Raw genomic sequence first — 25,916 nt, forward strand, 5'->3', positions numbered from 1 at the left:
GTCTCCTGATCAGCGCGACGCCACGAGCGGCCACAATTCGTCGGCGCCGCGGTTCGCGACCAGCCTGCCGAGCTCGACGGCCCAGTAGCTTTCCGAGCCGAAATCGTCGCGCCAGGCCAGCGCGCGCAGCGAATAGCGGTGCAGGATATGCTCCATGGTGAAGCCGATCGCGCCGTGGACCTGATGGGCGATGCTGCCGCCTTTCTCGGCGGCTTCCGCGCAGCGGATCTTGGCGGAGGCGGCTTCGAGATAGACCTCGTCGTTGAAGGATATTGCGTTGGCGATCGCGTCGGCGGCCGACGTCGCCGCCGCAAGCGCCGCGGCGGACTCGCCGGCAAGGCGCGCGAGATTGTGTTGCACCGCCTGGAATTTCGAAATCTTCTTCTCGAAGGCGACGCGCTCGTTGGAATAGCGCACGGAGATATCGAGCATCGATTCCAATGCACCGGCGATCTGAAGGCTGCGAGCGACGCCGCCCATCAGCATCAACGTGGTCTGGTCGCAGCCCTTCGGCGCGGGTTTGATGATGATGGGCTGGACCTTGTCGAGCGTCACGATGTCGCTGTGGTCGTAGCCGACATTGAGGCCGGCCTCGATCCGCGCCTTGGCCGCATCGACCAGTGCGATGGAAACACCGTCCTTGCCATGCGCCAGCACCGCGAAGTGCTTCGCTGTCTTCGCGAACGGCACGCCGCGGGCACGGCCGGAGAGCGCGCCATCGGCATCGAGGCTGATGCGGTCCTTCGGCGAAGCCGGCAGCACCGTCATCTCGCCTTCGGGCGAGGCGATCCTGGCCTGCGCCAGCAGCCACCCCGCCAGCATGGTCTCGGCCAGAGGCACCGCGACCGCGAAACGGCCGGCGGCGTTCAGCAGCGCAAAGCCATCGGCAAGGCTCGCGCCGGAGCCGCCGAGATCATCGGGCACCCAGGACAATGGAAGGCCGGCCTCGCTCAGCGCCCGCCACAGCGGCGCCTGCCACGAATCCTTCTTGTCGTTGTTGATGGTTTGCGGATCGGCGAGATCGGCGAAGATTTTCTCCGCGGTCTCGACGACGATATTGTCACTCTCCGCCACAGCGTTCCCCGTGTCTTGCCATTGGCGCGTCCCGTTCCGTAGGCGGGTGCGCGCTCTCTTCTTGCGCCCGAAGATCGGAAAAAGCCATGGCCCTGACAAGCGTTGACCGCAGGTCAACCTGCGGCGTGGGCATGGGCGCAAGGGCCAACAGGAGGCTAATTCCGCTTAGCGGAGTTTGCTCGATTTGCAGGGCGCGGCAAACTCGCTAAAGAGGACGCCAACGTCAGAACAGGGGAAGGAATTCGGGATGGCAAAGGACAGTCTGTGCGCAATCGTGACGGGATCGGCGTCCGGCCTCGGCGCGGCGACCGCGGAGATTTTCGCGCGGAGCGGGGCGCGGCTCGTCATCAACTATTCGTCGAGCCAGAAGGAAGCCGAGGCCACGGCCGACCTCTGCCGCAAGGCCGGCGCGGCGGAGGTCCTGGTCGCGCAGGGCGACGTTTCCAGGGATGAGGATTGCCGCAAGATCGTCGCGGCAGCCAGCGGATGGGGCCGGCTCGACGTGCTCGTCAACAATGCCGGCACCACCAAGCATGTCGCTCACGCCGATCTCGACGGATTGTCGGCGGAGGATTTCCAGCGGGTCTACGGCGTCAACACCATCGGTCCATTCCAGATGGTGCGCGCGGCGCGCAGCCTGCTCGAGGCGGGCGCGAAGGCTTCGGGACGGCCTTCCGCGGTGGTCAACGTGTCCTCGGTCGCCGGCATCAGCGGTGTCGGCTCGTCGATCGCGTACGCCGCGAGCAAAGGCGCACTCAACACCATGACCTTGTCGCTGTCGCGTGCGCTGGCGCCGCTGATCCGTGTCAACACGGTATGCCCCGGCTATATCGACACGCCCTGGTTCACCAAGGGCCGCGGCGAGGCAGGGGCCAAACAGGTGCGCGATAGCGTTGTCGCAAAGGTGCCGCTGAAGGTCGCCTCGCGCGCAGAAGACATCGCGCAACTCGTCTGCTTCCTGGCGATGCCGGCCTCCAGCAACATGACCGGCGAGGTCGTGCGCATGGATGCGGGGATGCATTTGATTACCTAGCTCGTCATTGCGAGCGCAGCGAAGCAATCCAGAATCCCTCCGCGGAAACGGCCTGGATTGCTTCGTCGCAAGCGCTCCTCGCAATGACGAGTGCGGAGCGACGGCGTGCCTACTTCCAGCGCCGCTACCCCTTGATCACGCCGCTCGCCACCAGCCGGTGCCAGATGAACAGCACCACCACGGCGCCGATCGTGGCCATGATGAAGCCGGCGCCCTGGTCGGGGCTGTAATGGCCGATGGCCTGGCCGAGGAAGGTCGCCAGAAATGCGCCGGCGATGCCGAGGATGGTTGTGAGGATGAAGCCGCTCGGATTATTCGGCCCCGGCGCCAGCCAGCGCGCGATAAGGCCGGCGACGAAGCCGACGACGATGATCCACAACAGGCCGCCCATGCTCATGAGTGTGCTCCCCTTCCCGAGAACGCTTCGAGCATGATCCGAAGAAGTGTGTCGCGGTTCTCCGAATGGATCATGCTCAGACCAAGAACTTCAGATTCGGCCCGAGATTTCGTTCTCGGTCGGCAGCCGTCCGTCCGGCGTCAGATGGTCGACCACCTGCGGCAGATATTGGCTGAGGCCGGAGAGCAGTTCCTCGCGTGACAGGCCGCTCTGGGCGGACAGGCTGTCGATCTGGTCGGCGCCGAGTGCGCTGGCGAGATCGCCGGGCGCGATCGGTTTGTTCTCGCCCCTGCCGACCCAGGAATTCGCAGCTTCGCCCTGGCCGCTCTGCTGGAGCTGGTTGAGGAGATCGCCGAGCCCACCGCTGAGCACGGTGCCGGCCGCGCCGCCCGCAAGCAGGCCGCCGAGGCCACCTTTGAGCAAATCGCCGAGACCGCCGCCGGGGCCGCCCGCATTCGCCTGCGTCGGAGGCGGCAGCGGCGACCGCGGCTGCGGGGCAGGCGCCGCGCCGGGCTGCTGGCCTGCCGTCAAATGCTTGAACGCCTTCCAGGCGAGCAGGCCGAGCAGCGCCATGGTCATCGGCGACATGCCGCCGGAGGATTTCTCGGAGCTCGGTGTGCTCGGGCCGCGCGGGCCGTTCTGCATGCCATTGAGGACGTCGAGTAGACCCATGGTGCTCTCCTTTGGCCTCTGGTTCGGCGAGCGCTCGCCGCTGACTGCCCCCGGGGCGAAAACATATGGGGCACGCATGACCGTTACAAGTCGGATGCACCGCGATTGGTTGCCGGCCTGGCCTCTGCTATCGAAGGCGAGCCGTTCAGGTTGAGCAAGGCGAGGTTATGACAAATCGACCGATCGTAGTCGCCGGCGCGGGCGCCATCGGCTGTTTCGTCGGCGGCATGCTGGCGGCCGCCGGCCGCCGCGTCGCGCTGCTGGTGCGGCCGCGGGTGAAGACCGAGATCGAGCGGTTCGGCCTGCTTCTGACCGATTTCGACGGCTCCGAGAAGAGGCTTGGCGCGGGTCAGCTCGCGCTATCGGAGGATCCCGCGATCTTCCACAGCGCAGGTATCGTGCTGGTCACGGTGAAGAGCGCCGACACCGCCGACATCGCGGATCAGATCGCGCAGCATGCGCCGCAGGATGCCGTCGTCGTCTCGCTCCAGAACGGCATCGGCAATGTCGCGGTGCTGCGTGAGCGGCTCGGCGGCCGCCGCGTGCTTGCGGGTATGGTGCCGTTCAACGTGATCGCGATGGGCGGGGGGCGTTTCCACCGCTCGACCTCCGGCGACATCCACGTGGGAGAGGATCCGGAGAACACGGCCGCCGCACTCTCCGTCGCCGGCCTGACGGTGCGCGCGAGCGGTGACATCACCGGCGTGCAATGGGGCAAGCTGATCATCAATCTGAACAATGCGCTCAGCGCGTTGTCGGACTTGCCGCTCGCCGCGCAACTGGCGAACCGCGACTGGCGCAGATTGTTCGCCGACCAGATGGCCGAGGGGCTCGCGGCGCTGAAGGCGGCCGGCATCACGCCGGTCTCGGCGACGCCGATTCCGATGAGGTGGTCTCCGGCCTTGCTGCGGCTGCCCGATGCGATCTTCAAAGCGATCCTGGGACGCACGATGAAGATCGATCCCGAGGCGCGCTCCTCGATGTGGCAGGATCTCAAGCAGGGCCGCAGGACCGAGATCGACTATCTCCAGGGCGCGGTCATCGCGCTCGCCGAGCGGAACAATGTCAGCGTGCCGCTGATGCGCCGCATTGTTGCGCTGATCAAGGAGGCTGAGACGGCCGGCAACGGCCCGCTGCGGCTGACCCCGCAGCAGATTCGCGGGTCGGCGTGAGTGCGAAGGAGGAACGCGATGAAGCGTGGTTTGATGATCGGGCTTGCACTGGCCGCGCTTTGCGCCGCATCGACGCTCGCCTACGCCAGGCCGCCGACGGTCATGAACTCGCCCGGCTATGACAGGCGGTTGCAGGAGAGCCGCAAGGAGTTGAGTGGTTCGATGGCCATAACGGAGCCCGCGACTGCGCCCGCGGTCAAGCCGAAGCGCGGCAAGAAGAAGCACACGAACTGACGCTCCACGCTCAATCCGGAAATGACGCTGTCTCGGCTCAGCCCTTCTTCGCGGGCTTGCTCGGGGTCGGGTTGAACAGCTTCTTCAGATCGTTCAAGCTTTCCGATAGCCGTGGCCATTCGCAGGAGAACGAGCCCTTGGTGCAGGGTGCGCCCTTCGGCCTCGGGCCTGCGGCCTGCTGGACCTTCGGCCGCTCGACCGGAATAGGCACGCGCTCGACTTCGGTTCGCAGTGCCACCTGCTGAAGCTGCTGCACCAGTTGCTCTTGCTGCTCGCGCTGCTGGCGAGCGGTGGCCTGGGCCGCTTCATTGCTGCGGCGCTGACTGGCGAGATAGGCGGTGTAGGCTTCGTCGATCTTCTTCTGTTCCTCCGGCGTCGGATTGGGGCCGGCGATGTCGAAGGTGCGATCCTGGAGGAAGTCGTAATAGGAATAGCCGCCGCCCGGCTTGCGGCGGCCGGCAAACTTGGCGTTGCAATCGGCAAGCGCGGAGGTCTTCTCGGACTTGGTTGCGGCCTTCTCGGCGGCGTCGGCGCATTCCTCGAAATCGACCGGCGCGCGCTTCCACCATTGCGCCTCGGCATGCGCATGCGTCAGCAGGAGAGACCCTGCTGCGGTCACAAGAAGCAGCGCCGCACGACGCGATGTAGCCACGGCCGACATTCTACGAGAGCATTCCTTGCAGGACTCAACCCGAACTGAGTCGAGACCGATTTTTGCCCCTTTATCGCCGCCTTGTCACCCATGGAACTTGGGAATTTCATGTCTGCAATGCTGACATTTTGTGCTTGACGTGGCGCGGGAGTCACAGCGCCCTGCCGGCAGACTGTTACACTCATGCTGTGAGCGCCTCACTCCCGAGGCGTCGCCAAGAAGACGAAGTGGAAACGCCTGATGCTGCTGCCCCTGTCCGACGTGCCGCGCTGGTACGCTGAACGCAAACCGCATGGCACGATCGCCATCCGTCACGGGCAGGACACGCTGACCTGGGACGAGCTCGAGCGTGGCGCCAACCGGCGCGCCCGGGCGTTCGCGGCCAGGGGCGTCAAGCCCGGCGATTTCGTCGCGATCGGCTTGCCGAACGGCAACACGTTCTTCGAGACCTCCTTTGCGGTATGGAAATGCGGGGCGACGCCGACATCGCTGTCATGGCGGCTGCCGCGCGGCGAAGCCGCCGCGGTGCTCGATATTCTGAAGCCGGCGCTTGTGGTCGGCGGCGAGGCCGACTGGAATGCGCCGAACCGGCTGCCTGCGGACTTCGTGCCGGAAGGTTTCTCGGACGAGCCGCTCAATGCGCCGGTGGCGCGCTATTGGAAAGCGATGACCTCAGGCGGCTCGACCGGCCGTCCCAAGGTGATCCTCGACCATCAGCCGGCGGTGACCGACACGGTCGCCGCGCCGCCGCTCAACATCCCCTTCGGAGTTTCGCTGCTCAATCCCGGCCCGCTCTACCACAATGCGCCGTTCATCGTGTCGCATTACGCGCTGTTCGTCGGCGGCAAGCTCACCGGCCTTACCAAGTTCGATGCCGAGGAGACGCTGCGCCAAATCGAACGCGAGCGCGTGCAATGGGTCAATTTCGTGCCGACCATGATGCACCGGATCTGGGCGCTGCCGGAGAACGTGCGCAACGCCTACGATGTGTCGAGCCTGCAGACGGTCTTCCACATGGCCGCGCCGATGCCGCCCTGGCTGAAGGAGAACTGGATCGCCTGGCTCGGGCCCGAGCGGATATGGGAGCTCTATGGCGGCACCGAGCGCCAGGGCGCCTGCATCATCTCCGGCACGGAATGGCTGACGCACAAGGGCTCGGTCGGCAAGATCGGCGACATGGCGAAGCTTCGCATCATCGGCGAGGACGGCAACGATGTTGCGCCGGGGGAGACCGGCGAGATCTACTTCCTCAACAATGACGGCAAGGACGCCACCTATCACTATCTCGGTGCCGAGCCGAAACGCCGTGCCGACGGTTGGGAGTCGCTCGGCGATATCGGCCGGCTGGATGCGGAAGGCTATCTCTATCTCGGCGACCGCCTCGCCGACATGGTCTTGCGCGGCGGCGCCAACATCTATCCGGCCGAGGTCGAGGCCGCGGTCTCTGCCTGCCCCGGGGTGCGCTCCTGCGTCGTGGTGGGCTTGCCAGATCCGGAATTGGGCCAGCGTGTGCATGCCATCATCGAACCGGAGCTTGATGCCGATGGCCAGGCCGTCGCCGACGGCATGACGGAGTTTTTGAAAGACCGGCTCAGCCGCTACAAGCACCCCGAAAGCTTCGAGTTCGTCGGCGCTCCGCCGCGCGATGATTCCGGTAAAGTCCGCCGCACCCTGTTGCGCGATGAGCGCGCGGCGTGGATGAAGGAGGGGCGCGCCTTCCGGATCTGGCCGGCGAAGGCGCGGGCACACGTCGAGTAAGACAGACACGGAAGGACTGACATGACGATCACCATTGCAGCGAGCAGCGTGCCGAAGCCGCCGGCCGATATCATCGAAGGTTTCAGGGACGCGCCGACTTCGGTGATCTCTGACAATCTCGCCCGGCTGCCGGGCGCGGTGGGGCTGAGGCCGTATCATCGCGGCGGCAAGCTGGTGGGAACGGCCTTCACCGTGCGCACCCGGCCCGGCGACAATCTCGCCATCCATCGCGCGCTCGACCTGGTCGGCCCGGGTGACGTCATCGTGGTCGACGGCGGCGGCGACGAGACGCGGGCGCTGGTCGGCGAGATCATGAAGAACATCGCGCAGTGGCGCAAAGCGGAAGGCTACGTCATCGACGGCGCGATCCGCGACGTCGCGGCTTTCGCGGCCGACGACTTTCCCTGCTACGCCCGCGCGGTGATCCATCGCGGTCCCTACAAGAACGGGCCCGGCGAGATCAACGTGCCGGTCACCATCGGCGGCAGCGTGATCTCGCCCGGCGACATCGTGGTCGGCGACGAGGACGGCGTGGTGTCGTTCCCCGCCGCCGGTGCCGCTGCGCTGCTGGACGCGGTGCGCGCTCAGGTCGCCCGCGAGGAGGAGACGCTGAAGGCGATCCGCGAGGGCCGCTACCAGGGATCTTATGGCAAAGCCTGATCAGATACGCGTGAAGGGGAGGATGGCGTGAGCCAGAAGGACGAATTCCACAACATCGACGATGCCAGCGACGGGCTGTTCCGCGAGCTCGCAGCCGGGGTGACCACGCGCATCTTCTCCGGCGAGCAGGCGATGCTCTCGGTGGTGACGCTGGCGCCGCATGCGCAGGGTACGCTGCATCACCATCCCGAGGAGCAATGGGGCGTGCTGCTCGACGGCTCGGCCATCCGCGTCCAGGGCGACGAGGAGATCCCGGTGAAGAAGGGCGACTTCTGGCGCACGCCCGGCAACGTGCCGCACACCATGCGCGCCGGCCCCGACGGCGCCCGGGTGCTGGACATCTTCAGTCCGCCTCGGCCAGAATACAGAAAACCAGGGTCGGGTTTCGGAACGACCTGAAGCGCCAAAGAGCAAAAGCCGGGCGCGGAGACACAAGGGAGGGGACGATGACGATCACAAGACGGGCGCTGCTGACAGCGCCCGCTATTCTCGCAATCGCGCCAGCGGCGGCGCAGGCCGGCAAGATTACACTGGTGGTGCCGTTCCCGCCGGGTGGCTCGACCGACGCGATGGCGCGGCTGTTGCAGGCCAATCTACAGACAAAACTCAATCGTATCGTCGTGGTCGAGAACAAATCGGGCGCGGCCGGCGCGCTCGGCGCGGCGCAGGTCGCCAAGAGCCCGGCGGACGGCTCGACCTTCCTGGTGACGTTCGATTCCCACGCGGTGATCCCGGCCATCCTCGACAAGCCACCGGTCGATGTCGAGCGCGAGTTGATGCCGGTGCTGCTGATCGGCACCGCGCCTTACGTGATCGCCGCGGGTGCCGGCCGTCCCTACAAGAGCTTTGCCGACGTGGTCGCGGCCTGCAAGGCGACGCCCGGCGCGGTGAAATATGCCTCTGTCGGCATCGGCACGCTCGGCCATCTCGCCATGACCGTGCTCGGCAGCAAGGCCGGGGTCGAGATCATGCACGTGCCTTATCGCGGCGGTGGCCCCGCGATGAACGACGTGCTCGGCGGCCATGTCGACCTGATCGCGGGATCGGCCGCGCTGGTCGCCGCCCAGCTCGGCACCAACATGCTGCGCCCGATCCTGCAGCTCGGCCGCGAGCGGCTGCCGGCGCTGCCGGACACGCAGACCGCGATCGAGGCCGGCTTTCCCGATTTCGAGACGCTGGCCTGGTGGGGCATCTTCGCCCCCGCAGGCACGCCGCCCGATATCGTCTCGGCCATGGCGACGGCGTCCAGGGAGATCCTGAGCGAGCCCGCGACCGCCACCCAGCTCAAGGACACCCAGCACATGACGCTGCTGCTCCAGGACGGCGCCGCCTTCAAATCCTTCTTCGACAAGCAGGTCGCCTATTGGGGCAAGGTGGTGAAGGACAACAATATCAGGGCATGAGAGGCCTCTGCCCGGGATTGCCATCCCGGGTCCGGTGGCAGGTCCGGTGCGCTCGCGCGGGCCTGAGCGTCAGAGCATCTTGCCAACGATCTTTGTCATATCCGCTGCCGAGAACGCGCGCAGCGTTTCGGTGCGGACGTTGCCGAGAGCGCTGAGACTAAGGCTGAGCGACATCGCGGCAGCCTCATCTGGAGCCTCGAGAACGGTCACAACGTCGTATCGTCCCTGCGTCCAGACGATCTCTTTCACAGTCACGCCGAACGTTTTGGCCATCTCCTTGAAGGCGTCGGCCCGCTTCGGCGAGTCCTTGACGTTGCGGGCTCCCTGATCCGTGAAGTTTCCCAGCACAACATAGGTTACCATGGTCGTCCTCCCTGGTTAGAACCTGAGGAAACCGCGCCGAGCTTGCCACGGCTGCTGAGACAGCGCTACTTGCACGTTGGGGAACGTCAGCGACTGCGACTTATTCGGTCAGGACAACGGCCGCGCGAAACTGAGCTCATGGCCGTCCGGGTCGGTGAGATGGAAGTAGCGCTCGCCCCATTCGGCATCGCGCGGCGTGGTCGACGGCTGCCATCCCGCAGCGCGCGCCTGCTGATAGGTCGCGTCCACGTCGGCGACATGGAAGATGACGCGGCCCCACCAGGACCAGCACCTGTCGTCCGGCTGCGCCGTCAGGTTGAGATAGCCGCTGCCGGCGCGAAAGCTCGTGAATGCCGCGGCCTCGCCGCCATAGAGAAGCTCGAATCCGAGCGAGCGGTAGAAATGCACGGCGCGCGCCATGTCATGGGTGCCGAGCGTGATGGCGCTGATGCTCTCGATCATGGTGGGCTGCTCCGCCGAGAGGGGCCTGGAAGCGATTGTATAGCCGCCCTGTTCAGGTTGACGATGGCTTGGCCCGCCTGACGGCTGGCGAACCGCATTTTGCTCTGCTATGACGGGATCGAACCCGTACCCACGGGTTCCGCGGTCCCGTAGCTCAGCCGGATAGAGCGGCGGTTTCCTAAACCGTAGGTCGGATGTTCGAGTCATCCCGGGATCGCCATTTTCATCTTCCTCCCGTATCGCGTATCAGGCCGAGATCCGCGCAAAGCGCTTGCGATATTCGGCGGGCGTCACGCCGACATGGCGGGCGAACGCGCGGCGCAGCGTGTCCGCGTCGGCAAAGCCGCAATGCAGGGCCACCTGCTTGGGCGCTTCGTTTCCGAGCTCCAGCAGGCGCCTCGCCGCGTTGACGCGGGCCTCCTCGACCCAGGTTGCGGGGGTGATTCCGACTTCGGCACGGAATAGCCGCGCAAAGTGACGCGGGCTGATGTCCATGCGCGTCGCGAGGCTCGCAACGCTGTGGTCCAGTCCAGGATTGGCGGCGACCCAGCGCTGCAGTTCCTGCAGCGCGGCACGGCCGGCGGGGACGGTCTCGCCCTTGCGGCTGAACTGCATTTGTCCACCCGGGCGCTTGAAGAACATGACGAGCTGGCTCGCAACCTTCATCGCCGTCTCGCGCCCGAGATCCTCCTCGACGAGGGCGAGCGCGAGATCGAGCCCCGCAGTGACACCGGCAGCCGTGCGAAGCTTGCCGTCGGTGACGTAGATCGCGTCCCTGTCCACGGTGACTGAAGGGTATTTTTCGGCAAGTCGGTCGGCGACTGCCCAGTGTGTCGTGACTCGTCTGCCGTCGAGGAGGCCCGCCGCTGCAAGGAAGAAGGCGCCGCTGCAAACCGATCCGAAGCGCCGGGTCCTGGTCGCCCGCCGGCGGAGCCAATCGGTCATCACGCCGCCTGCCGGCACGTCGGCGGCGTGCGGGCATCCCGCGATCAGCAACGTGTCGATGCTCTCCTGGAAACCGCGATCGATGATCCGGTCCGGCATCAGTCGCACGCCTGAAGAGCTGTGGATCGGGCCGGGCTCCGCCCCAGCCACCAAAAGCACATAGGCCTGATGGCCGGCCTGCACGTTGGCCTCGGCGAAAACGTCGAGCGGCCCCGCCACGTCGAGAAGCTGCACCCCGGGCAACGCCACGATCACAACTGTCCTCGGTTTCGGCTTCCCGCTCATGTCCGCCTCGGTCGGTATTTGTCCGCTTTAGACGTATTACGACAATTGAAGACAGAATAGCGCGGATTTAGCTTGCGGGCGACCAGAGATTTTCAGGAGACCCTCATGCCACAGATTGCCAAAGCCGCCGCCATTCCCGACAGCAAGCTTGCGCGCGCCGTCACCGACTACATCCGTGACACCGAGACGGACCTGCTCTTCAATCATTCCAGCCGCGTCTATCATTTCGGCGCGCTGGCCGGCATTCGCCGCGCGCTGAAATTCGACCGCGAGCTGCTCTACGCAGGTGCGATGTTCCACGACATCGGCCTGATGCCGGGCCATGGCAGCAAGCACGAACGATTCGAAGTGGACGGCGCGCACGCCGCTCGTGACTTCCTGCGCAGCCATGGCATCTCCGAAGCCGACGCCTACACGGTCTGGACCGCGATCGCGTTGCACACGACGCCGGGCGTGCCGCAGTATATGCATCCCGTCGTCGCTCTGGTGACCGCCGGCGTCGAGATGGACGTTCTCGGCCTCACCTACGAGGATTGTTCCGACGAGGAACGCGAGGCGGTGGTGCAGGCGTTTCCGCGAACGCCGCACTTCAAGGAAGACATCATCCAGGCGTTCTACGACGGCATCAAGCACAGGCCGGATACCACCTTCGGCAACGTCAAGGCCGACGTCATCGCCGACAAGGAGCCGCATTTCCATCGCGGCAACTTCTGCAGCGTCATCCGCGGCTCACATTGGCACGGGTGAGCCGCCGCTCGGCGCTGCCGCGCGGCCTTACCGCCTCTTTCTCCAAATCACCGATCGGGAATCATCACATGAGCGACAAGCTACCCTATATCACGCACGCGACCGGCGCTCCCGTCAGCGACAACCTGAACATCATGACCGCGGGCCGTCGTGGCCCCGCTCTTCTCCAGGACATCTGGCTGATCGAGAAGCTGGCTCATTTCGACCGCGAAGTGATCCCCGAGCGGCGGATGCATGCCAAGGGATCGGGTGCCTTCGGCAGCTTCACCGTAACCCATGACATCACCCGCTATACCAAGGCGAAGATCTTCTCGCAGATCGGAAAGCAGACGCCGATGTTCGCGCGGTTCTCGACCGTCGCCGGTGAACGCGGCGCGGCCGACGCCGAGCGCGACATCCGCGGCTTTGCGCTCAAGTTCTACACCGAGGAAGGCAACTGGGACATGGTGGGCAACAACACCCCCGTGTTCTTCTTCCGCGATCCCCTGCGTTTCCCCGACCTCAATCACGCGATCAAGCGCGACCCGCGGACGGGGATGCGCAGCGCCGACAACAATTGGGATTTCTGGACGCTGCTGCCGGAGGCGCTGCATCAGGTCACCATCGTCATGAGCGAGCGCGGCATTCCCAAGAGCTATCGTCACATGCACGGGTTCGGCAGCCATACCTACAGTTTCCTCAACGCTGCCAATGAACGGACTTGGGTGAAGTTTCACTTCCGCACGCAGCAGGGCATCGAGAACCTGACGGACGCCCAGGCCGAGGCGCTCGTCGGCAAGGACCGCGAGTCTCATCAGCGCGATTTGTTCGGGAGCATCGAGCGCGGTGAATTTCCGCGCTGGACTCTGTTCGTGCAGGTCATGACCGATGACCAAGCCAAAGCGTTTCCGTTCAACCCGTTCGATCTGACCAAGGTCTGGCCCAAGGCGGGTTTTCCGTTGATCGAGGTCGGATATTTCGAGTTGAACCGGAATCCGGAAAACGTCTTCGCCGAGGTCGAGCAGGCATCCTTCTCGCCGGCACATGTCGTGCCCGGCATCGGCTTCTCGCCCGACAAGATGCTGCAGGCTCGTCTGTTCTCATATGGAGACGCGGCGCGCTATCGCCTCGGCGTCAACCATCACCTTATTCCAGTCAATGCCCCAAAATGTCCGTATCACAGCTACCATCGCGACGGCGCAATGCGGACGGACGGCAATCTGGGGAGAACGCCGACCTATTTCCCCAACAGTCACGGCGAGTGGACCGATCAGCCCGATCTCAACGAGCCGCCGCTGGAGATCGACGGCGCCGCCGCCCACTGGGATCATCGTATCGACGACGACCACTATCAGCAGCCCGGAGACCTGTTCCGCAAGATGAACGCGGCGCAGCGGCAGGTCCTGTTCGACAATACGGCACGCGCCGTCGGCAGTGCAGCCGTCCACATCCAGGAGCGCCACATCGCGAACTGCACGAAAGCCGATCCGGCCTATGGCGCCGGCGTCCGCAAAGCGCTGATGCGTCTTGCCACAGTTCGCTCTGAATAGGTGCATCGACAGCATCCCCGGAGGAGACGGAATTTGCGTCAAAGGCCGGGGCGCGGCTCTTACCGGGACTGCTGATTTGTCATGGGTCTTCGTCTCGGTTTGCCAGGGACTCCGGCGCAAAAATTGCTAGAAGTGTGGGGATTCCTTCCCTTCGGTCGACCAGTCGGCCGCCTCATAGCTAGATCCGGAGACCATGATGCCTTTCGACTTGATCCTGCGCGGGGGGCGGGTGATCGACCCGTCCCAGAAGCTCGACGCCGTGACCGATGTCGCCTTTGCCGGCGGCAAGGTCGCTGCGATCGGCAGCGGGCTCAAGGCCGATCCGGGCACGCACGTGCGCGACGTCTCGCATCTCATCGTGGCGCCGGGGCTGATCGATCTGCACACCCATGTCTATTGGGGCGGCACCTCGCTCGGCATCGATGCCGAGGAATTCTGCCGTCTCTCCGGCGTCACCACGGCGGTCGACACCGGCAGCGCAGGTCCCGGCAATTTCGCCGGCTTCCGCAAGCATGTCATCGAGCCGAGCCAGGTTCGCATCCTCGCTTACCTGCACGTCTCGCATGCCGGCATCTTCGGCTTCTCGCACCGGATCATGGTCGGCGAGAGCGAGGAGCTGCGGCTGATGAATCCGATCGAGGCGGCCAAGGTGGCCGATGCCAACCGCGACCTCATCGTCGGCATCAAGGTGCGCGTGGGCTTGCACTCCTCGGGCACATCGGGCGCCGTCCCGCTCGACATCGCGCTGGAGGTTGCCAACGAAGTCGGCATGCCCCTGATGGCGCATATCGACCACCCGCCGCCGAGCTATGAGGAGGTGCTGGCCCGCCTGCGGCCCGGCGACGTTCTCACCCATGCGTTCAGGCCCTTCCCCAACACGCCGGCGACCGCGCAGGGCACGGTGAAGAAAGCGGTGCTGGATGCGCGCGAGCGCGGCGTGCTGTTCGACATCGGCCACGGCAAGGGCTCGTTCGCCTTCAAGACCGCGCGCGCCATGCTCGCCAACGGCTTCTATCCCGACACCATCTCCTCCGACATCCACCAGCTCTGCATCGATGGTCCCGCCTACGACCAGGTCACGACCATGTCGAAATTCCTGTGCATGGGCATGGAGCTGCCGGACGTGATCGCGGCCTCGACCGTGAACGCGGCGATGGCGCTGCGCCGCCCCGAACTCGGCAGCCTCAAGCCGGGCAGCGTCGGCGACGCCACGCTGATCTCGGTCAGGCAGGGGCAGTTCGACTATGAAGACGTCGTCGGCGAGCACCTGATCGGGGACCGCAAGATCGTCTCCGAAGGCGTCGTCATCGGCGGCCGCTGGTGGCATCCGAATTGAGCGGCCGACGATTGCGAGCTGGCACAGGGCGTGCCGTCAGTCGCGTCCCGCCTCCATGATCGCCTCGGCGAGCCGTGCCGGATCGGAGAAGCACAGCTCGTGGCTGCCCGCCACCTGCACCAGGCGGAACAGGCCGAGCTTCTCCGACAGACGCGGATGCCAGCCATAGCTGTGCGGCAGCGCGGTGTCTTCGGTGCAGTTGATGTAGGATTTGGCCAGCGGTATCTCCGCCGGATTGGTCTTGAGCGCGATCTTGTCGGTGAAGGTCGCCAGCGGATGCGGATTGAGGACGTGGTAGGCGCGCTGCGCCAGCGCGATATCGGCATCGTTGATGAAGGCTTCGCGCCAGACCGGGAAGGGCAACACGACCGAGCCGTCGCCTCGCTCGGCCGCGATCGCGTCGAACAGTCCGATATAGTGCGGCGGCACCATGTCGTTGAGGCATTCGCCATTGTTGGGCACGAAGGCATTCCAGTAGACCAGGCGACGGATTCGATCGGGCGCGAGATCGGCGACGCCGGTGATGATCATCCCGCCATAGGAATGGCCAAGCAGGATGACGTCCTTGAGATTGTTTTCGGCGAGATAGTCGGCGATCGACTGGATCGCCTCCTTCAGTCCGGTCGTCTTGGCATCGCCCGGGCGGTTGCCCTTGATCGTCGGCGTATAGACCTGATGGCCAGCGGCGCGGATCGGGGCCGCGACGGGCTCGAACTCGGCACCGGTGTGCCAGGCGCCGTGGACGAGAACGTAGGTCGACATGTTGTGGCTCCTCCCAAGGGTGTGGTTAGATCGAGGCTGCGCGGCCCTGGCCGGCGCGGCGCTGCCGTACGTCGATTGTGGACCGGCGGCTAGTTTGCCGCTTGGCTGGGAGTGAACCGGATTGGTCTCGGAGTGAACCGATGCAGCAGATCGAGCGCGCCGTTCCGTCACGTCAATCGGCCTGGAATACTGCGGGCGTGCGGCCGACCGAGCAATTCGCCTATTATCGCGAGGCGATCTGCCAGGCCTTCATGAATCTGACGCCGGAGCCGGCGGCCGCGGCCGGCTTTCCGGCCAGCGTTGATCACGTTCGCCTCGGCGATGCCGCGATCAACCGCGTCAGCTTTCCCGAGCACGTGGTGCGGCGCTCTGCGGCCGACATCGCGGCATCGGACCGCAGTTGCTTCTATCTCAACCTGAAGCTGGCGGGCCGCTGTCGCATCCAGCAAGATGATCGCGAGATCAGCCTTTCGTCGGGACAGGTCGGCATCTTCGACAGTGATCGGCAGTTCGCGCTTCTGCACGACCGCGGACCACAATTGCGCGTTGCCTCGTTCTGGGTGCCGGCAGAAGCCTTGCGCGAGCGCCTGCCGGCCTCCTTCGACGTCGGAGCAGCGCGCGTCTCCGACGATCCCTTCGTCGGCCATCTCATCGTCGACACCGCGCGCACGCTCAGCGACGGCGCGCTGCGCATGACCGAAGACGAGGGCGTGCGGCTGTTCCGGGTTCTGATCGAACTGGTCGCCGTGAGCCTGTCGCGCCGTGGCCGGGCAGGCGCTGCGGAGACGGAGAGTCTTGCCGACGCAACCACGCTGGCGCTGAAGCGTGCCATTCACCGGCGGCTCCGCGAGCCCGGCCTCGCGGTTGCCGATGTCGCCGAGGCCGTCGGCATCAGCGAGCGCTATGTGCACAAGCTGCTGGCGCGATCGGGCTCCAGCTTCACCGAATACGTCATCGACCATCGGCTCGACGGCGCGGCCAGGGATCTCGGGAATCCCGCAATGGCGGACCGTGCGATCGGCGCCATCGCGTTCGACTGGGGCTTCTCGGACCTCTCCCACTTCACGCGGCGCTTCAAGCAGCGCTTCGGCTGCCGGCCGCGCGACTGGCGTGCGCGATGATCTACAGCGACTTGATCTATAAGGATCTGGCGATCAGCAGCTTCATGATCTCGTTGGTGCCGCCATAGATCTTCTGGATGCGCGAATCGATGAAGATGCGCGAGATCGGGTATTCCTGCATGTAGCCGTAGCCGCCGAACAGCTGCAGGCATTCGTCAGCGGTCTCGACCTGCTTCTCCGAGCACCAGTATTTCGCCATCGACGCCGTGACCGTGTCGAGATCCCCGGCGATCAGGCGCTCGATGCACCAGTCGACGAAGACGCGTGCGATCATCGCTTCCGTCTTGCGCTCGGCGAGCGTGAAGGCGGTGTTCTGGAAGTCCATCAGCGGCTTGCCGAACGCCTTCCGCTCCTTGGTGTAATCGGTGGTGAGCTTGACCGCGCGCTCCATCGAAGCGACGGCGCCGACCGCGAGCGCGAGGCGCTCCTGCGGCAATTGCTGCATCAGCTGAGCAAAGCCCTGGCCCTCTTCCTTGCCGAGCAGGTTTTCCGGCGGCACCGTGACGTTGTCGAAGAACAGTTCCGACGTATCGGACGCATGCAGGCCGATCTTGTCGAGGTTGCGCCCGCGCTTGTAGCCGCCGGCACCCGCGGTCTCGACCACGATCAGCGAAATGCCCTTGGCGCCAGCTTCGCCGGTGCGCGCGACCACGATAACGAGATCGGCGGCCTGGCCGTTGGTGATGAACGTCTTCTGGCCATTGATGACGTAGGAATTGCCCTGCTTCTTCGCCGTGGTCTTGACGGCCTGGAGGTCCGAGCCGGTGCCGGGCTCGGTCATGGCAATGGCGCCGACCATCTCGCCGGAGGCCATCTTGGGCAGCCAGCGCTTCTTCTGCTCCTCCGAGCCGTAGTTGAGGATGTAATGCGCGACGATGGCGCTGTGCACGGAGACGCCGGTCGTCATCTCCGGCACCGTGCTTTCGAGGTCTTCCAGCACCGCTGCGTCATAGGCGAAGGTGGCACCCAGGCCGCCATATTCCTCTGGCACGCTCGCGAGCAGCGCACCCATCTCGCCGAGCCCGCGCCAGGCGAAGCGGTCGACCATCTTCTGCTCGCGCCATTTCTCGGCATGCGGCGACAGGTCCTTGGCGAGATATTTCCGGAACTGGTCGCGGAACGTGTCCAGCTCTTCGGTCATCCACGACGATCGGTATTGCATCAGCGCCTCGCTCTCAGACAATCAGGCCGCCGCCGGCGACGACCACCTGGCCGCTGATATAATTGGATTCCGGGCTGCAGAACAGATAGACCGCGTCGGCTGCCTCTTCCGGCGTGCCGCCGCGGCCGAGCGGGATCATGCGCGACATGGCCTCCAGCATGTGCGGCTGCACGCCCACCTTGATGTCGCGGCCGGCGACGTCGATGGTCTTCTGCTGCGCCTCGATCGGCTGGGTCAGACGGGTGTTGATGAGGCCGAAGGCGACGCAATTGACGTTGACCTTGTAGCGGCCCCACTCCTTGCACATGGTCCGGGTCAACCCGATCAGCGAGGCCTTGGCCGAGGAATAGCTTGCCTGTCCGGCATTGCCGTAGAGGCCAGCGATCGACGAGATGTTCACGACCTTGCGGAACACCTCGCGCCCCTCCTCGGCTTCCTTCCTGGCAAAGACGCGGATCGGCTCGGCGGCCGCGCGCAGGATCCGGAATGGCGCGACGAGATGGACGTCGAGCATGGCCTGAAACTGCTCGTCCGTCATCTTCTGGATGGTGGAGTCCCAGGTGTAGCCGGCATTGTTGACGATGATGTCGAGCCCGCCGAACTTCTCCAGCGCGGCGCCGACGAACCGGTCGGCGAAGCCCGCTTCCGAGACGCTGCCGTTCACTGCGGCGGCGTCGCCGCCGAGCGCCTTGATCTCCGCGACCACCGCGTTGCCGGGCTCGGCATCGAGATCATTGACGACCACCCGGGCGCCTTCGCGCGCGAGCTTGAGTGCGATCGCGCGCCCGATGCCGCGGCCCGAGCCGGTGACGAGCGCGATCTTTCCTTGCAGTTTTGCCATTTGGATGTGTCCTCCTGCTGTCACAGCGCGACGACGGCGCTGCCTTCGAGCTTGACCTCGCCGCGATCGTCCCTGGTGGTGAGCGCGAGCTTTGCGCGGCGCTCGCCGTCTTCCGCGAAGAGCTCGGTCACGGTGCCTTCGCATGTCAGCTTGGCGCCGAGCTGGGTTATCGCCACGAAGCGGGTCGCAAAGCTGCGGAGCTTCGACGGCGGCACCACATCCGTGAGCGCCTGCCCGAGACAGGCCATGACCAGCATGCCGTGGGCGAACACATCCGGGAATCCGGCCGTCTTGGCAAAGTCGATATCGACGTGGATCGGATTGTGATCGCCCGATGCGCCGCAATAGAGCGCGAGCGTGTGGCGGGTGATCGGCGGAAAGACCTTGTGGACGATGCGGTCGCCGGCCTTGATGTCTGCGGATGCCATCACAACGTCACCTTGTTGCGGACGACGATGGTGCGCGCGGTATCGGCGACATGCACGCCGTCCTGGTTGGTCACCTCGCATCGGATGCCGATCAGCGTCATCGCACCGCCCTTCTTCTCCGTCACGCTGGTCACGCTCGGCCGAAACGTCAGGGTGTCGCCGACCAGAACCGGCGCGTGATAGACGAAGCTCTGCTCGCCATGCAGCACGCGGCCAAGGTCGATGCCGAGCGCGCTGAACATTTCGAACGGGTCCCCGGCGTCCATCATCTCCAGGCAGAACAAATAGGTCGGCGGCACCGGCGTTCCGGCAAATCCGGCCGCGCGCGCAGCATCTGCGTCGCGGTAGACCGGATTCTGTTCACCCAGCGTATTCAGGAAGTAGCGAAGACGACCCGGCTCCACGCGCGCGGTGACGGGCGTGAAGCAGCGCCCTACGGCGGACTGATCGACCATGGCGATATCAATGGCGCTGGTAGAGCGTGACGACGCAGGCGCCGCCGAGGCCCAGATTGTGCTGGAGCGCGACCTTCGCACCCTCGACCTGCGTGGGTCCCGCCGTGCCGCGCAACTGCCGCGTTAGCTCGTAGCACTGCGCAAGCCCGGTGGCGCCGAGCGGATGTCCCTTCGACAGCAAGCCGCCGGACGGATTGGTCACGATCCGGCCGCCATAGGTGTTGTCGCCGTCATTGATGAACTTGCCGGCCTCGCCCTCGCCGCAGAGGCCGAGCGCCTCGTAGGTGATGAGCTCGTTGTGGGCGAAGCAGTCGTGCAGCTCGACGACGTCGAGATCGCCGGGCCCGATGCCGGCGCTTTCATAGACGCGGCTTGCCGCCTCTTTGGCCATGTCGTAGCCGACCAGTTGCATCATGTCGCCGGCCTTGAAGGTCGAGGGCGTGTCGGTGGTCATGGCCTGCGCCGCGATGCGCACCTGCTTGCCGATGCCGTGCCGGTCCGCAAACCGCTCGGACACCAGCACGGCGGCGGCGCCGCCGCAGGTCGGCGGGCACGCCATCATGCGCGTCATCACGCCCGGCCAGATCACCTGGTCGTTCATCACGTCGTCGGCCGTGACTTCCTTGCGGAAGAGCGCGAGCGGATTGTTCCTGGCATGACGGCTCGCCTTGGCGCGCACCTTGGCGAAGGCGTCGAGCGGCGTGCCGTATTTCTTCATGTGGCTGAGCCCGGCGCCGCCGAAATAGCGCAGCGCCAGCGGAATGCCGGGAGCGTCGATCAGCTGGTCCGCAGCCGCGTCGAATTCCTCGAACGCGCTCGGGCGATCGGTATAGACGCTGCCGAGCGCGCCGGGCTTCATCTGCTCGAAGCCGACCGCCAGCACGCAGTCGAGCGCGCCGCTCGCGATCATCTGCCGCGCCATGAACAGCGCGGTCGAGCCGGTCGAGCAGTTGTTGTTGACGTTGACGATGGGGATGCCGGTCATTCCGACATGGTAGAGCGCGCGCTGCCCGCAGGTGGAATCGCCGTAGACGTAGCCGACATAGGCCTGCTCGACCTTCTCGTAGCCGAGGCCTGCGTCGGCGAGCGCGAGCTTGGCCGCTTCCGTCCCCATCTCGTGATAGGGCGCGCTGGCGCCCGGCTTGGCGAAGGGGATCATGCCGACCCCTGCGACGACCACGTCAGACATGGTTTCCTCCCGATAAATTACCCATTGGACTTTTTCTTACCCATGGGTAATATATCGGTCGATGTCCTCCGGAGTCAACCGATCAAGCATGGATTCAGCGCCGCCCGCTCCGCCCTCATCGCCGCCGCCCTGGCTGCCGTTCGAGAGTCGCCGCCGCGCCCGCGACGAGAAGCGCGAGGCGGTGCTGCGCGCCGCCGTGCAGCTGTTCCTGGAGCAAGGCTATCATCGCGTGACGCTGAACGAGGTCGCCGAACGGCTGAACATCACCAAGCCCGCGCTCTATAATTACTTCCGGGGCAAGGACGAGATCCTGTTCGAATGCTGGTCGATGGGCGCCGAGCTCGTCGACAGCGTCATCACGGAGATCAACGCCGGCGGTGGTTCGGGCCTCGCCAAGCTGCGCAAGCTGGTGCACGCCTATGCCGGGCTGATGGCGACCGACTTCGGCGCGAGCCTGGTGCGTTTCGATCTGCGCGACCTGACCGAGCGGAACGCCGGTGTCGCGCGCGCCGCCAAGAAGCGCATCGACGCCACGTTCCGGAAGTATATCTCCGGGGGCATCGACGACGGCTCGATCAGGCCTTGCGATCCCAAGCTTGCAGCGTTCGCGATCGCGGGCGCGCTCAACTGGATCGGCCATTGGTATCGCCGTGACGGCGGGCTGTCGCCGAACGAAATCGCCGACGAGTTCACGGTTCGGCTGACGGAAGGCCTGGCGACCGAGGGCCGGCAGCAGATGACAAAGAAGACGCCGAGAGCGCCGCAACGGCGCAACTCAGGGCGCGGGACGACAGGGAAGAAGCGCACAGGAGGAGGAACGCGATGAACATCACACATGGGCTGCGGCGCGCGCTGCAGATCAATGCGAACGGGCTCGCCACCGTCTATGGCCAGCGGCGGCGCAGCTGGGGCGAGCTCGGCGAACGCGTTGCCAGGCTGGCCGGCGGCCTGCGCACGCGCGGTGTCAAGGACGGCGATCGCGTCGCCGTGCTGTCCTTCAACTCGGACCGCTATCTCGAGCTCTATCTGGCGACCGGCTGGGCGGGCGGCGTGATCGTGCCGCTCAACATCCGCTGGAGCGCCCTCGAAAACGAGGATGCGCTGCGCGACTGCCGTGCCTCCGTGCTGTTGGTCGACAAGGCGTTTGCGCAGGTCGGCGCGCAGCTCGCCGGCGCCATTCCAGGGCTGAAGCTGATCTATGCCGACGACGGCGAGGTGCCGGCGGGCATGGAGAGCTATGAGGATCTGGTCGCGGGCAGCGCTCCGGTCGCCGATGCCATGCGCAAGGGCGACGATCTCGCCGGCATCTTCTACACCGGCGGCACCACCGGGCGTTCCAAGGGCGTGATGCTCAGCCACCAGAACCTGATGGCCAACGCGCTCAATGCTCTCGGCGAAGGACTGTTTCCGGCGAGCACGACCTATCTGCATGCGGCGCCGATGTTTCACCTCGCCAACGGGGCGGCGATGTATTCGCTGCTGCTCTCCGGCGGCTCAAACGTGATCGTTCAGGGCTTCACGCCCGAAGGCGTGATGGCTGCGATGCAGAACGAGCGCGTGACCGACGTTTTGCTGGTGCCCACGATGATCCAGATGTTCGTCGATCACCCCGCGATCGGAAACTACGACCTGTCGTCGCTCAAGCACATCATCTACGGGGCCTCGCCGATCAGCGAGGCGGTGCTGGACCGTGCCGCGCGCGCACTGCCGCATGTGCGTTTCACCCAGGCTTATGGCATGACCGAATTGTCGCCGATCGCGACCCTGCTGCACGCCGGCGAGCATGTCGGGGAGGGACGCCGCAAGGGACGTCATCGCGGTGCCGGCCGCGCCACGCTCGGCTGCGAGGTCCGGATCGTCGACGAGAACGACCGGCCGGTGCCGGCAGGGTCCGTCGGCGAGATCGTGGTGCGCGGCGACACCGTGATGATGGGCTATTGGGAACGGCCGGAAGAGACCGCGCGCGCCGTCGTCGACGGCTGGATGCACACGGGCGATGGCGGCTACATGGACGAGGACGGATTCATCTACGTCGTCGACCGCGTGAAAGACATGATCATCTCGGGCGGCGAGAATGTGTACTCGGTCGAGGTCGAAAACGCGCTGGCGCAGCATCCGTCGGTGCTGCAATGCGCCGTCATCGGAATTCCCAATGAGCAATGGGGAGAGCAGGTCCATGCCGTCGTGGTCAGACGCAGCGGCGTGGAGGTTTCGGCCGGCGAGCTGATCGAGTTCACGAAGACGTTGATTGCCGGCTATAAATGTCCCCGCAGCATCGAGATCACGGAGGCACCGCTGCCCCTGTCGGGCGCGGGCAAGGTGCTGAAGCGCGAGCTGCGCAGGCCGTTCTGGGAAGGTCGGGAACGGCGGGTCAGCTGACGGCTTCCGCTCGCGTCGAGGTGCGCACGCCCGCGACGTGCGCGCGAAGTTTCATGTTTTCAGATCGCGGTCGCGCAGGTACCATCGGGCCCGATCCATTCGGGAATAGTGAGTCTTGGTCGAGACGCGCGAGCTCAAGCTCGACATCGAGCGCATCGGGACGGTCTCGGCGATCCTGACGCAGCCGGACCGTGCGCGCGCCTGCTACGTGCTGGCGCACGGCGCTGGCGCGGACATGCGGCATGCCTTCATGGAGAAGGTCGCAGCAGGCCTCGCGAGCCGCGGCATCGCGACGTTCCGCTTCAATTTCCCTTACATGGAGAAGAAGCTGGGGCGTCCCGACCAGCCGGCGGTCGCGCACGCCGCCATCCGCGCGGCGGTCGAGGAAGCGGCGCGGCTCTGTCCTGGATTGAAGCTCGTCGCCGGCGGAAAATCGTTCGGCGGGCGCATGACCTCGCAGGCGCAGTCGAAGGCACCGCTGCCCGGTGTCAAAGGGCTCGCCTTTCTCGGCTTTCCCCTCCATGCCGACAAGAAGCCGTCCAGCGAGCGCGCCGAGCACCTTGCCGGTATCACGATCCCCATGCTGTTCCTGCAAGGCACGCGCGACGGGCTTGCCGATCTCGGCCATCTCAGGCCCGTCATTGCATCGCTCGGAACCAAGGCGAAGCTGCATGAGGTCGAGGGTGGCGATCACTCCTTCGCGGTCCTGAAAAAGTCGGGCCGCAGCAATGACGAAGCGCTGACGGAAGTGCTGGACGTGCTCGCGGCCTGGATCGACGAATCGGTTAGCGCGTGATGACCTGAGCGCGATTGTGTTCAGGCAACAGCAAAGCTCCTCTCGTTCCCTCCCCCCTTGCGGGCAAGGGGGGAGGGAACGCATCTCGATCGAGGCGCTAGCGAGGCTCATCCCTTCAGGCGTAAAGCTCACGCCGCGTAAAGCCCCTTGTCGCGTGCCTTCTGAATCGCCAGCGCGGCGATCAGGTCGAGCGTCGGCGTCGACAGGCCGGCGGTGCGCGCGAAGGCTTGGGGCGCCCTTACCAGCACGTCGATCTCCATGGCGCGGCCAAGCTCGTAATCCTGGAGCAGCGACGGCTTGTGATTGGGGGCAGAGCCGCTTCGGGTCACGCGCTTGACCTCGGGAATGAAGTGCTGGGCGATCTCGTTGGCCTCGCTCAGCATGCGTGGAATCACCTCCGCAAAGGCGGGGTCGTCGCGCACGCCACGCGCGGTCTGGCCGGTGAGCAGGCACAGCACCGACAGCGACATGTTGGTCAGCAGCTTTGACCAGATCGCCTCCCGGATCTCGGCCACCGGCGGCGATTCCAGCCGCGCGTCATTGAAGATACCGCGCAGCCTGGTGATGCGCTCGCAATGGCGGTCGTCGCATTCCCCGATCAAGACGCGATTGCGCTCTGGCGTGAGGTTGTGCACCACGCCCGGCGCGGTCACCTCGTTGGAGGAGAAGATCACGCCGCCGATGATGCGCTCCTTCGGGATGCAGGCGCGCAAGCGTCCGCCGGGATCGAGGAAGGAAATGTCCGGCGGCGTCGGGTGCCGCGGCGGCAGGCCGATGCCGTACCACCAGGGAATGCCGTTCTGCGCGAACACGATCGCGGTGTCGTCCCGGAGCAGCGGCTTGATGCTGCCGACCAGTCCCGGAAGCGCGGTGGCCTTCAGCGTCGAGATCACCACGTCCTGCGGGCCGAGCTGGGCCGGGTCACCCGAGGCGTTCACCTTGGCGCCGACCTCGGAATCGCCGACGCGCAGCTTGAGCCCGCTTGCGCGAGCCGCCTCCAGATGCGCCCCCCGCATCACGCAGCTGACCTCGTGGCCGGCGCGCGCCAGCCGGACCGCAATGTGGCTGCCGACGGCGCCCGCGCCGAAAATGCAGATGCGCATGATGATGTCCCGTCCTGGTCTCTTGCCGCCCGGCGCCAGCATGACACAAGCCGCCATGCGATGGACGCGGCCGCCCCACGCCGGAAAGATATGGATCAGGACGCGCCGTCTCGGTCATAGTGCGCAGCAAACAGACCGACCGGAGGATCGCCGATGACTGCCAGCCCCGTCCTGTGGACTCTCGATGAGCGTGGGGTTGCGACCGTCACGTTGAACCGGCCGGAGGTCAACAACGCCTATGACGGCGCGCTGATCGCGGGCGTGCTCGCGGCCATGGACGATCTCGGCAGAAAGCCGAACCTGCGCGTCGTCGTGCTCAGGGGCAACGGCAGGCATTTTCAGGCCGGCGCCGACCTCAAATGGATCAACGGCGTGCGGCCGCAATCGGCTGAAGCGAACGAAGCGGCGTCGCGGGCCACCTTCGAGGCGGTGCAGCGGCTCAACACGCTGCCGATCCCGACCGTCGCGCTGGTGCAGGGCGGCTGCTTTGGCGGCGGTACCGGCGTGATCGCGGCCTGCGATGTCGTGATCGCCGCGGACAACGCCCTGTTCTCGATCACCGAAGTGCGCTGGGGTCTGACCGCGGCGATCATCATCCCGCAGCTCTGCGACGCCATCGGCGTTCGGCAGGTGCGCCGCTACGCGCTGACCGGCGAGCGCTTCGGCGCCGAGGATGCCCGCCGCATCGGCCTCGTCCACGAGGTGGTGCCGCTCGCCGAACTCGAGGCCGCCGGCAGCAAGGTGGTCGCGCAATTGCTCGCCAACGGGCCGGAGGCGATGGCCGAGACCAAGCGCCTCGCGCTGGAAAGCTCGTTCGGCGGCATGGCGGTGGACGATGCCGCTTACAGGCGGCTCGTGCAGCTGCATTCGCTCAAGCGCCAGAGCGCCGAGGCGGCGGAAGGGCTGGCTTCGTTCGCGGAAAAGCGTGCGGCGAACTGGGGCGGCGCAAAAAGCTGAA

Annotated in this window: 29 protein-coding genes and 1 tRNA gene; 16 read left to right on the forward strand and 14 right to left on the reverse strand. The window is 65.7% G+C overall.

All coding sequences use genetic code 11. From position 1 onward, the window contains the following. Positions 1-9: 9 nt before the first annotated feature. Positions 10-1,074 (reverse strand): acyl-CoA dehydrogenase family protein, encoded by a 1,065-nt coding sequence (locus FJV43_RS20315; protein ID WP_239620254.1) that lies wholly within the window; start codon positions 1,072-1,074, stop codon positions 10-12. Between the two features lie 247 nt (positions 1,075-1,321). Here FJV43_RS20315 and FJV43_RS20320 point away from each other — a divergent pair, with 247 nt between their 5' ends. Continuing rightward, complete coding sequence (locus FJV43_RS20320; protein ID WP_239620255.1) at positions 1,322-2,107, forward strand: SDR family oxidoreductase; 786 nt, start codon at positions 1,322-1,324, stop codon at positions 2,105-2,107. Between the two features lie 124 nt (positions 2,108-2,231). On the opposite strand, the gene FJV43_RS20325 is transcribed toward FJV43_RS20320, so the two are convergent. Together FJV43_RS20325 and FJV43_RS20330 are read right to left on the reverse strand one after the other, a co-directional pair. Then, positions 2,232-2,504: a GlsB/YeaQ/YmgE family stress response membrane protein gene (locus FJV43_RS20325; protein ID WP_239620257.1), complete on the reverse strand. Its 273-nt coding sequence runs from the start codon at positions 2,502-2,504 to the stop codon at positions 2,232-2,234. A 90-nt stretch (positions 2,505-2,594) separates the two neighbouring features. Then, positions 2,595-3,176 (reverse strand): YidB family protein, encoded by a 582-nt coding sequence (locus FJV43_RS20330; protein ID WP_239620259.1) that lies wholly within the window; start codon positions 3,174-3,176, stop codon positions 2,595-2,597. A gap of 167 nt (positions 3,177-3,343) precedes the next feature. Here FJV43_RS20330 and FJV43_RS20335 point away from each other — a divergent pair, with 167 nt between their 5' ends. Both FJV43_RS20335 and FJV43_RS20340 read left to right on the forward strand, forming a co-directional pair. Further along, the gene (locus tag FJV43_RS20335; protein ID WP_239620261.1) at positions 3,344-4,348 is read left to right on the forward strand and encodes a 2-dehydropantoate 2-reductase; all 1,005 of its coding nucleotides are present in this window, start codon (positions 3,344-3,346) and stop codon (positions 4,346-4,348) included. 18 nt (positions 4,349-4,366) lie between these two features. Continuing rightward, the gene (locus tag FJV43_RS20340; protein WP_239620264.1) at positions 4,367-4,582 is read left to right on the forward strand and encodes a hypothetical protein; all 216 of its coding nucleotides are present in this window, start codon (positions 4,367-4,369) and stop codon (positions 4,580-4,582) included. Positions 4,583-4,619: 37 nt separating this feature from the next. Here FJV43_RS20340 and FJV43_RS20345 read toward each other — a convergent pair whose 3' ends face one another. Further along, on the reverse strand, positions 4,620-5,243 hold the full coding sequence (locus tag FJV43_RS20345) for a hypothetical protein (RefSeq protein WP_239620266.1): 624 nt from the start codon (positions 5,241-5,243) through the stop codon (positions 4,620-4,622). 231 nt (positions 5,244-5,474) lie between these two features. Here FJV43_RS20345 and FJV43_RS20350 point away from each other — a divergent pair, with 231 nt between their 5' ends. From FJV43_RS20350 to FJV43_RS20365, 4 genes are read left to right on the forward strand one after another with little or no spacing between them, the layout of a single operon-like run. After that, complete coding sequence (locus FJV43_RS20350) at positions 5,475-6,992, forward strand: AMP-binding protein (RefSeq protein ID WP_239620268.1); 1,518 nt, start codon at positions 5,475-5,477, stop codon at positions 6,990-6,992. A gap of 21 nt (positions 6,993-7,013) precedes the next feature. Then, positions 7,014-7,652: an RraA family protein gene (locus tag FJV43_RS20355; protein WP_239620269.1), complete on the forward strand. Its 639-nt coding sequence runs from the start codon at positions 7,014-7,016 to the stop codon at positions 7,650-7,652. Positions 7,653-7,679: 27 nt separating this feature from the next. Beyond that, on the forward strand, positions 7,680-8,051 hold the full coding sequence (locus FJV43_RS20360; protein ID WP_239620271.1) for a cupin domain-containing protein: 372 nt from the start codon (positions 7,680-7,682) through the stop codon (positions 8,049-8,051). 47 nt (positions 8,052-8,098) lie between these two features. After that, entirely contained in the window at positions 8,099-9,055 is a 957-nt protein-coding gene (locus FJV43_RS20365; protein WP_239620273.1) for a tripartite tricarboxylate transporter substrate-binding protein, read from the forward strand. Between the two features lie 69 nt (positions 9,056-9,124). Here the strand turns inward: FJV43_RS20365 and FJV43_RS20370 are convergent, their stop codons facing one another. After that, on the reverse strand, positions 9,125-9,418 hold the full coding sequence (locus FJV43_RS20370; protein WP_239620275.1) for a GYD domain-containing protein: 294 nt from the start codon (positions 9,416-9,418) through the stop codon (positions 9,125-9,127). A gap of 108 nt (positions 9,419-9,526) precedes the next feature. Further along, positions 9,527-9,880, reverse strand: coding sequence for a VOC family protein (locus FJV43_RS20375; protein ID WP_239620277.1), 354 nt, complete (start codon positions 9,878-9,880; stop codon positions 9,527-9,529). A gap of 143 nt (positions 9,881-10,023) precedes the next feature. On the opposite strand from FJV43_RS20375, the gene FJV43_RS20380 reads away from it, so the two are divergent. Beyond that, positions 10,024-10,100 (forward strand) — tRNA-Arg (locus FJV43_RS20380). Positions 10,101-10,126: 26 nt separating this feature from the next. Here the strand turns inward: FJV43_RS20380 and FJV43_RS20385 are convergent. Next, on the reverse strand, positions 10,127-11,110 hold the full coding sequence (locus FJV43_RS20385; protein WP_239620279.1) for a GlxA family transcriptional regulator: 984 nt from the start codon (positions 11,108-11,110) through the stop codon (positions 10,127-10,129). 105 nt (positions 11,111-11,215) lie between these two features. On the opposite strand from FJV43_RS20385, the gene FJV43_RS20390 reads away from it, so the two are divergent. The 3 genes from FJV43_RS20390 (at position 11,216) to FJV43_RS20400 (ending at position 14,722) form a co-directional block, all read left to right on the forward strand. Further along, positions 11,216-11,857, forward strand: coding sequence for an HD domain-containing protein (locus FJV43_RS20390; protein ID WP_239620281.1), 642 nt, complete (start codon positions 11,216-11,218; stop codon positions 11,855-11,857). A 68-nt stretch (positions 11,858-11,925) separates the two neighbouring features. Beyond that, positions 11,926-13,386 carry a catalase gene (locus tag FJV43_RS20395; protein WP_239620282.1) on the forward strand — a complete coding sequence of 487 codons (1,461 nt, stop codon included), beginning with the start codon at positions 11,926-11,928 and terminating at the stop codon, positions 13,384-13,386. A gap of 196 nt (positions 13,387-13,582) precedes the next feature. Further along, the gene (locus tag FJV43_RS20400) at positions 13,583-14,722 is read left to right on the forward strand and encodes an amidohydrolase/deacetylase family metallohydrolase (protein ID WP_239629522.1); all 1,140 of its coding nucleotides are present in this window, start codon (positions 13,583-13,585) and stop codon (positions 14,720-14,722) included. Positions 14,723-14,758: 36 nt separating this feature from the next. Here FJV43_RS20400 and FJV43_RS20405 read toward each other — a convergent pair whose 3' ends face one another. Further along, positions 14,759-15,484, reverse strand: a complete 726-nt coding sequence (locus tag FJV43_RS20405; RefSeq protein ID WP_239620284.1) for an alpha/beta hydrolase — start codon at positions 15,482-15,484, stop codon at positions 14,759-14,761. A 140-nt stretch (positions 15,485-15,624) separates the two neighbouring features. Between FJV43_RS20405 and FJV43_RS20410 the strand changes: the two genes are divergently transcribed. Next, the gene (locus tag FJV43_RS20410) at positions 15,625-16,605 is read left to right on the forward strand and encodes a helix-turn-helix domain-containing protein (protein WP_239620286.1); all 981 of its coding nucleotides are present in this window, start codon (positions 15,625-15,627) and stop codon (positions 16,603-16,605) included. 16 nt (positions 16,606-16,621) lie between these two features. Here FJV43_RS20410 and FJV43_RS20415 read toward each other — a convergent pair whose 3' ends face one another. From FJV43_RS20415 to FJV43_RS20435, 5 genes are read right to left on the reverse strand one after another with little or no spacing between them, the layout of a single operon-like run. Beyond that, on the reverse strand, positions 16,622-17,767 hold the full coding sequence (locus tag FJV43_RS20415; RefSeq protein WP_239620287.1) for an acyl-CoA dehydrogenase family protein: 1,146 nt from the start codon (positions 17,765-17,767) through the stop codon (positions 16,622-16,624). A 13-nt stretch (positions 17,768-17,780) separates the two neighbouring features. Further along, on the reverse strand, positions 17,781-18,608 hold the full coding sequence (locus FJV43_RS20420) for an SDR family oxidoreductase (protein WP_239620289.1): 828 nt from the start codon (positions 18,606-18,608) through the stop codon (positions 17,781-17,783). A gap of 20 nt (positions 18,609-18,628) precedes the next feature. Further along, the gene (locus FJV43_RS20425; RefSeq protein WP_239620291.1) at positions 18,629-19,036 is read right to left on the reverse strand and encodes a MaoC family dehydratase; all 408 of its coding nucleotides are present in this window, start codon (positions 19,034-19,036) and stop codon (positions 18,629-18,631) included. Then, the gene (locus tag FJV43_RS20430; protein WP_239620293.1) at positions 19,036-19,491 is read right to left on the reverse strand and encodes a MaoC family dehydratase N-terminal domain-containing protein; all 456 of its coding nucleotides are present in this window, start codon (positions 19,489-19,491) and stop codon (positions 19,036-19,038) included. Before FJV43_RS20430 ends, FJV43_RS20425 begins: the two co-directional genes overlap by 1 nt. Before the next feature lie 7 nt (positions 19,492-19,498). Further along, positions 19,499-20,680, reverse strand: coding sequence for a lipid-transfer protein (locus FJV43_RS20435; RefSeq protein ID WP_239620294.1), 1,182 nt, complete (start codon positions 20,678-20,680; stop codon positions 19,499-19,501). Between the two features lie 88 nt (positions 20,681-20,768). Here FJV43_RS20435 and FJV43_RS20440 point away from each other — a divergent pair, with 88 nt between their 5' ends. The 3 genes from FJV43_RS20440 to FJV43_RS20450 all read left to right on the forward strand — a co-directional run bounded on the left by FJV43_RS20440 (position 20,769) and on the right by FJV43_RS20450 (position 23,855). Next, positions 20,769-21,506: a TetR/AcrR family transcriptional regulator gene (locus FJV43_RS20440; RefSeq protein WP_239620297.1), complete on the forward strand. Its 738-nt coding sequence runs from the start codon at positions 20,769-20,771 to the stop codon at positions 21,504-21,506. Beyond that, entirely contained in the window at positions 21,503-23,059 is a 1,557-nt protein-coding gene (locus FJV43_RS20445) for a long-chain-fatty-acid--CoA ligase (RefSeq protein ID WP_239620299.1), read from the forward strand. The genes FJV43_RS20440 and FJV43_RS20445 overlap by 4 nt, the downstream gene beginning before the upstream one ends. A gap of 115 nt (positions 23,060-23,174) precedes the next feature. Further along, on the forward strand, positions 23,175-23,855 hold the full coding sequence (locus FJV43_RS20450; protein ID WP_239620300.1) for an alpha/beta family hydrolase: 681 nt from the start codon (positions 23,175-23,177) through the stop codon (positions 23,853-23,855). A gap of 128 nt (positions 23,856-23,983) precedes the next feature. On the opposite strand, the gene FJV43_RS20455 is transcribed toward FJV43_RS20450, so the two are convergent. Further along, positions 23,984-24,958, reverse strand: coding sequence for a ketopantoate reductase family protein (locus FJV43_RS20455; protein WP_239620302.1), 975 nt, complete (start codon positions 24,956-24,958; stop codon positions 23,984-23,986). 153 nt (positions 24,959-25,111) lie between these two features. On the opposite strand from FJV43_RS20455, the gene FJV43_RS20460 reads away from it, so the two are divergent. Continuing rightward, positions 25,112-25,915, forward strand: a complete 804-nt coding sequence (locus FJV43_RS20460) for an enoyl-CoA hydratase-related protein (protein WP_239620304.1) — start codon at positions 25,112-25,114, stop codon at positions 25,913-25,915. Position 25,916: the final 1 nt, after the last annotated feature.

Source organism: Bradyrhizobium sp. I71 (assembly GCF_022354745.1).
GTDB classification, from domain to species: Bacteria; Pseudomonadota; Alphaproteobacteria; order Rhizobiales; family Xanthobacteraceae; genus Bradyrhizobium; species Bradyrhizobium liaoningense.